Below are 6,762 nucleotides of genomic sequence, written 5' to 3'. Positions count from 1 at the left end.
GCTCAAAGCACTGCTTTGAGGTTGCAGATAAAGCTGACGTAGTTTGAAGAGATTTTCTAAGAGTATAAAGCACGCTCCTTAGCGAATATCTAGGTAATCCAAGACCAATTCACAGAACATCATGTTAGCCCAAGAGAACCATTCACGAGAGTAGAGAGTTGGATCGTCCACGTGGAAGCTTTCGTGCATGACACCTGTACCACCATCACAAGCAACCAGCTGATCTAGCAAGAATTTTTTCTCAGCTTTATCTGTAGCTGTCAAGCCTTGGATAGACAGAGCAATGGGCCAGATATAGCGATAGAAGGTATGAGAACTTCCGAGACCGCTAGCGTATTCTCCTTGGTAGAAGTATGGATTTTCAGGGCTCAGAATGGTACGACGAGTTGCTTGATAGACTTCGTCGTCAATATCGCAGTAGCCCAGATAAGGTGCAGCCAACAAACTTGGTACGTTTGGATCATCCATGATGCTGGCATTTCCTAGACCATCCACTTCAAAGGCATAAATCTTTTCGCCCTTGCTGTTGCTTGTGTAGGCGTAGTTTTCAATTCCTTCTTGGATTTCAGCCTGGAGGCGCTTAGCGTCTGTGATAACACTCTGGCTATCAGCTAGGTTTAATGCTGCAAAGATTTCTTGCACATACCCCAAAACAACAACTGCAAACATATTTGACGGAATCAAGTAACTATACTGACAACAGTCATCACTCGGACGAAAGGCTGACCAAGTCATGCCTGTCACTGCAAAATCAGGTCCAAAGCCATCATTTACCAAGGTATCTTCCTTGCGGTCCGTATCTCGGACAAAACGATAAGGAGAGTTCTTGTGGTCTTGTTCAACTGTCCATAGATGGAGAATTTCCTTAATCGCTACGACAAAAATCTCATCAAACTGACTAGTCTCGCCAGTCTCTTTCCAGAGGAGATAAGCCAACTGCAAAGGATAGCAAAGCGAGTCCACCTCATACTTGCGTTCCCAAATCCAGCCATTAAGGTCTGTGTGGTCAGTCTCGTGGTGCCCCTTCCAGTTTTCCTCAATGTTGAAGGAATTGGCATAAGGATCCTTGAGTACCAAGGTCATCTGACGTTTGACCAAACCTGCAATGGTCTGACGCAGGAGGGAATCTCTTTTAGCCACATGCAGGTAGGGTCTGAGTTGGGCTGTCGAATCCCGAAGCCACATAGCAGGAATATCCCCTGTGAGCACAAAGGTTGAACCATCTTCTAGGATTTCAACTGTATTGTCCAAGGTGTCGGTGTAGCAACGCTCGAAAACATCCACCCACTCTGGATGGTCCTTAGCCCGCTCTGCCACTTCATCTAGCCATTCTCTAACAATTTCTTTTGAATAAATCATCGTGCAGTATCCTCTTTCAAACAAGTTTCATTTTCAGTATATAGCTTTTGAGGCAGAAAATACATACACAAATGATAGTCATTTTTCTACAAAATAGTTATCTTTGAAACTCCTTTTCTAAAGGCGCCATTTTTCTGATATAATGTAGAAAAACAGCTAAAGGAAAGACTATGAAACCACTACTTGAAACCATCGATACCCGATTTGGAACTGCCAGCAAGCATGCCTTTTCTCGGGGAAATACCCTGCCATACACAGGCGTGCCTTTTGGGATGAATTACTTTGTTCCCCAGACCAGTGACCAGGAGGGAGCTTGGTTTTTCGATCCGCATCTGCCTATCTTTCAGGGGATTCGATTAACCCACCAGCCCAGCCCTTGGATTGGCGACTACTCTTGGCTCCTCCTGACACCTGTCACCGGTCAACTAGGTAGAGACAGTCTCTTCCATCGTCAGTCTTCTTATGATATGGATAAGGCCTCTTTCCAACCCCATTATCTGAAAATTTTCTCCCTGCGCTATCAGATTGAAACCCAGCTCACACCGACTTGCTACGGTGCTTCTATTCGTTTGGAGCAAAAGCAAGGCAAAGCCCTCTCCCTCTATCTTCACGCAGCAGATGAACTGACCGTGGAGCAAGTAGATAAGCGAACTCTTGCCCTACGACAAGAAGGTAAAACTGAAACCAACAAAAATCCACTAAAACTATTCACTGCCCTGCAAATGAATACGGATATTCTTGCTGTTAGCCAAGAAGGGGGAGACTGGCGAATTGACTTAGCAAGTAGTCATGCTGAGATTCAGCTAGCCACTTCTTTCATCTCGCCTTCTCAAGCACTGCTTAATCTACCTCAAGAAGATTTTGATAACTGTAAATCAAGTGCCCAAGCGGATTGGGAAAATCTCCTCCATCGTTTTGACGTTATAGAGACAGGAGAGGCTGACCGAACCTTCTTTGACCACTGCCTCTACAGACTCTTCCTCTTTCCTCAGACTTTTTATGAGGTTGATGAGTCAGGGCAAGTCATCCACAAGGATCTGACTACTGGATCTGTCAAGCCCGGTGTCCTCTTTAGCAACAATGGCTTCTGGGATACCTTCCGCACCACCTTCCCCCTCTTTGCCCTTGTCATACCAGAGCATTATCGTCTCTTTTTAGAAGGATTTCTCAATAACTACCGCGATACTGGTTTCCTTCCAAAATGGTTGTCTCCAGATGAACGTGGCATGATGCCTGGTACACTTTTAGACGGTATTATCGCAGATAGCGCCTGCAAGGACATGGCCCCCGACCTAGAAGAAGAACTCCTTCAAGCCATACTCGAAACAGCCAACAAGTCCGACCCTCTCGGTATCAATGGTCGTCACGGGCTAGCCCAATACCAAGAACTGGGCTACCTCTCTACCGACCACCACGAAAGTGTTAGCCACACCCTAGACTATGCCTATAGCGACTTTTGTATCGCCAGCTGTGCCAAAAAACTTGGTCAGAATGACATCGCGGAAATCTATAGGACTGCTTCACAAAATTACCGCCAGCTATTTGACGCTGAAACAGGATACATGCGAGCGCGAGACAGCCAAGGCCGCTTCCCCCCTGACTTCTCTCCTTATAGTTGGGGACGTGATTATGCCGAATGTTCAGCCATCCAAGCGACTTTAGGCGTCCTCCACGACATTCCAGACTTAATCCAGCTTATGGGTGGAAAAGAAGCCTTCAGCAACTATCTTTTGAAAGCCTGTCAAGATGCTCCCCTCTTTGAGACGACTGGCTATGGTTACGAGATTCACGAAATGAGCGAGATGGCTACTGCTCCTTTTGGACAAGTCGCCATTTCCAACCAACCGAGCTTCCACATTCCTTATCTCTTCCGCTACAGCGATTACCCTGACTACACTGCCCTTCTCATCAAGACACTCCGTCAGAAGGCCTTTCACCCAAGTTGGGAAGCCTATCCTGGCGATGAAGACAATGGCAGTCTCTCAGCCTGGTACATCTGGTCAGCTCTCGGTTTTTATCCGACCTGTCCAGGCAAACCAAACTATGACCTCGGAATCCCTCTCTTTGACCACCTCCGTATTTACCTAGCTAAAGAAGGTAAATGGCTGGATATTCATACGGAGCAAAACCACAACCATTTTAACTTTGTCAAAGAATGCCGACTGGACAAAAACCTAGTATCAACTATTCAACACCAAGACCTCCTAAAAGCTGAACAGTTAACCTTTACCCTTAGCTGGTTACCAAGCCAGCCGTCCACTTCCTGAAATGCAAAAATCTCCTAGCAGACTTTCCTGCTAGGAGATTTTCTTATGAGAGGTACTTGTTAAGCTTTGAAAATTGGATTTATTATTCGATAAGTATCAAACAATCTACCAATTAAGCTTCTTCGTCTTCTTTACGACGACGACCTGCAAGACCAAGACCAAGTAAGGCACTTGCGGCAGCTGCTACCATAGCTACAGTAGAATCTGCTGTACCTGTATTTGGCAACTCTTTAGCGACTGTACGCACGTTTGTTGCTGCTTGGTTGGCATTTGCTGCTTGAGCTGGAACTACAGCTGGTGTTTGAGCAGCTTGGTCATTAGCTGGACTTGCATGATTAGTTGCTGGAGAAACTTTCGCCAGGAAGTCTTCGATACGTTTAACCGTTGCAGCCACATCTGCCTGAGTTGCATCTGCATTGGCAAATACTTTCTTAGCATCCGCTGATAATGCGTTCGCTGCTTTTGCAGTTTCTGCATCAAGCTTAGCTGATTCTTGGATGATTAGTCCATCTAACTGACGAATAGCGCCTGCTAACTTAGCTTTATCCACTTTTGCTTCAGTGTTAGTAGCTCCGTTATTTTGAGCTGAAGGAGCTTGTTTAAAGATAGCTTCAGCGGTAATTGCTAAAACTTTGCCATCTTTAGTTACAACAGTTGCATTTCCTGCCTTGTCAAAGAGAACATCTACTACATCAGCATTTGCTGCTTTAATCTTAGCTGTTGCAGCTTCTTTTTCTGAATCTGTTAAGTTAGTAAAGTCTGCTACTGTTTCTTTTTCAAAGTCAAGATTGATGTTATCTCCGCTATTCTTAGCTGTTACATCACTTTCTGTTTTCACTAATTGGTCTTTTGCAATCGATACTGTATTTCCATCTAGTGTTACTGTGGCGTTACCTTTATCGTCTACTACTACAGTCGCTCCTGAATTGACGGCTTCAATTGCTTTCTTAACTGCTGCTTTTTCATCTTCCGTTAAGTTATCTTTGTTTCCAACTAATGTACGGAATGCTGGTGTTTTCACTTTAGCAGTCTTAGCTTCGTCAGCTAGGTTTCCAGCTGGGATTACTAGGTCTAAAGCTGGAATATTCAGAACTGTACCATCAGCTTTAGTTACTGTTGCATTACCTTTATCGTCTACTACTACAGTTGAACCTGGGTTGACTGCTTTAACCTTCTCTTCGATAGCTTTCTTCTCTTCTGGAGTTAAGGCATCTGGATCTGCTACTACAGTTTTAGCTGCTGGTGTATTGACATCATTGCCTGCATTTTCTTTAGTAATATCATCTTGTGTTTTCACTAAATCAGTGGCTGGAATGACCGCTGTCTTACCTTCTGGTGTTGTAACTGTAGCATTACCCTTATCGTCTACTACTACAGTTGAGCCTGGGTTGACTGCTTTAACCTTCTCTTCGATAGCTTTCTTCTCAGCCTCTGTCAACTTGTCTAGGTTCGCTGCTACAGTTTTAGCTGCTGGTGTATTGACATCATTGCCTGCATTTGGTTTAGCTGCATCTGCTGCTGACTTCGTCAAGTCTGTTGCTGGAATAACGGCTGTCTTACCTTCTGGTGTTGTGACTGTGGCATTTCCTTTATCGTCCACTACTACAGTCGCTCCTGGGTTAACTGCTTTAACCTTTTCTTCAATAGCTTTCTTCTCTGCAACTGTCAACTTGTCTGAGTTCGCTACAACCGTCTTATCCGCCGGCTTAACGATGTCGTTGCCTGCGTTTGGTTTAGTTGCATCTTCCGGTGATTTGAATAAATCTTTCCATGGAATTGTTGCCACAGTTCCATCATTTAAAGTAACAGTAGCGTTACCTTTATCATCAAATTTAACAGATTTAGCCTCAGGATTGAGTTTTCTTAATTTTTCTTCTACTTTGGCTTGTGCAGCTGAATCAGTCGGTTCACCAACCACTTTATCTGCTGGTTTAACAATTTCACCATTTCCTGCGTCAGATTTAGCTGTATCTTCCTTAGTTCTCACTAACTCAGTTGATGGAATCGTTGCAGTCTGACCTTCTGGTGTAGACACTGAAACAGTTCCGTCTGCATCGAGTAGCACAATAGAATTTGGATTTACAGACTTAACAGCAGCAATAATTTGAGCTTTTTCTGACTCTGTCAACATCGATTTATCCTTGATGATAACTTTATCAAGTGGTTTGTTAATATCGTTTCCACCTTTACCATTATCTAGATTCTCCAACGTTTTCACCAGATCAGTTGGATTAATGATTCCCTTATCACCATTTGCTGTAGTAACTTCAATATTTCCAGCGTCGTTATATTTAACCTCTTTGGCTGTTGGGTTCACTTTCCTCACTTCTTCTAAGATTTTAGCTTTTTCCTCAGCTTTTAGGTTGGCTGGATCATTAACTAGCACTTTATCAATTGGTCTGTTAATATCCCCAACTGCTCTAATTGCCGATTTATCTGCGTCTTGAATCTTATTAACATCTGCTTCTTTATTCGCAGCATCTACTAATTTCTTAGCTTCGGCTGCTATTTGATCTGCTTTATCTTTAAGATTCTCTTTCGCTTTAGGAGATAAGTCAGTACGCGCGTCAATCTCTTCTTTCTTCGCTTTTGTTTGCTCATCAATGGCTTTACGAGCATTTGGTTTATCTTCTACAACAGGTAAAACTTTCCCTATTTCAGCATTTGCATCATCTTGAAGTTTCTTAACCTCTGAATCTGTTGTAGCAATATCAATTGCTTGCTTAGCTTCTGTGGCTAAGGCTGTCGCTTTTTCAGCAGCTTCAGCTTTTTCTTCATCCGTAGCATCTGGTGTGTTTTCAATGGCTTTTAATTGTTCAGCTAGCTTATCATCAATAGCTTTCTTGGCTGCAGCTTTAGTTGTTGTTTCTGGATTCACAGCTTTAATCGCTGCTACACCGTGTTCCTTAGCACTATCTACTGCTCCTTGAACCTTCCTTGATTCTTCTGGTGTTGCGGCTACATCTGGTTGAGCATCAATGGCCTTGTTCGCTTCGTCAGCAGCTGCTTGAGCTTCTGCCTTAGCTTTCGCTTTTTCTTCAGCTGTTAGATCTTGGCGAGCATCGATTTCTGCTTCTTTCTTAGCTAGTTCATCTGCCACTGCTTTCTTAGCAGCATCTTTGGCTACTGGATTCAC

3 protein-coding genes are annotated in these 6,762 nt (G+C 43.8%); 1 reads left to right on the top strand and 2 read right to left on the bottom strand.

The features are described from left to right. Positions 1 to 78: 78 nt before the first annotated feature. Positions 79 to 1,359 (bottom strand): glycoside hydrolase family 125 protein, encoded by a 1,281-nt coding sequence (locus tag HT736_RS11190; RefSeq protein ID WP_138699759.1) that lies wholly within the window; start codon positions 1,357 to 1,359, stop codon positions 79 to 81. A 170-nt stretch (positions 1,360 to 1,529) separates the two neighbouring features. Between HT736_RS11190 and HT736_RS11185 the strand changes: the two genes are divergently transcribed. Next, entirely contained in the window at positions 1,530 to 3,626 is a 2,097-nt protein-coding gene (locus tag HT736_RS11185; protein WP_172931051.1) for a GH92 family glycosyl hydrolase, read from the top strand. Between the two features lie 112 nt (positions 3,627 to 3,738). Here the strand turns inward: HT736_RS11185 and HT736_RS11880 are convergent. After that, a partial coding sequence (locus tag HT736_RS11880; RefSeq protein WP_172931050.1) for a DUF1542 domain-containing protein occupies positions 3,739 to 6,762 on the bottom strand: 3,024 nt, incomplete at its 5' end.

The sequence above is a fragment of the Streptococcus sp. 339 genome (assembly GCF_013277285.1).
Taxonomy (GTDB): Bacteria; Bacillota; Bacilli; order Lactobacillales; family Streptococcaceae; genus Streptococcus; species Streptococcus pseudopneumoniae.
The sequence above is the reverse complement of the archived record's forward strand: the minus strand, read 5'-3'. Positions and strand labels throughout refer to the sequence as shown.